This window comes from Streptomyces sp. P9(2023) (assembly GCF_032436795.1).
Taxonomy (GTDB): Bacteria; Actinomycetota; Actinomycetes; order Streptomycetales; family Streptomycetaceae; genus Streptomyces.
The window spans coordinates 1-310 of sequence record NZ_JAUPWM010000311.1; the positions used below are offsets into that span (position 1 = coordinate 1).

At 49.4% G+C, this 310-nt stretch carries 1 protein-coding gene; it reads right to left on the minus strand.

Going from position 1 to position 310, the window contains the following annotated elements; genetic code table 11:
- Nucleotides 1-28 precede the first annotated feature (28 nt).
- Entirely contained in the window at nucleotides 29-178 is a 150-nt protein-coding gene (locus tag Q5762_RS37755) for a hypothetical protein (RefSeq protein WP_315888748.1), read from the minus strand.
- Nucleotides 179-310 lie beyond the last annotated feature (132 nt).

Below are 310 nucleotides of genomic sequence, written 5' to 3' on the forward strand. Positions count from 1 at the left end.
GGTAAATTCACCTTCTTTTTGCACGCTCCTATCGATGGTTAAAGCCGGTCAGCCCGGCCAGAATGGATGCAACCGCCATAGTGATGATAATCGCTGCGTAAATGTTGCCATGCAGAATGTACGATACGAAACCGAACGCGCAACCGGCAATGGCGCAAAGAATGTAGATGACTGCCATTCATTCCACTCCAATATCTGCGTCGGTAACGTCCAACATATATTCGCGCCGAAAATCTTCATTGCTCATAAGCCAACCCGGCTCACTGGAGCGAACGAACGACGGTTTACCGAAGTTCTTATCGGCGTGTCT

What these genes read in the sequence shown, in the direction of transcription:
- Q5762_RS37755 (WP_315888748.1), bottom strand. Translation starts at nt 178, where the DNA reads ATGGCAGTCATCTACATTCTTTGCGCCATTGCCGGTTGCGCGTTCGGT.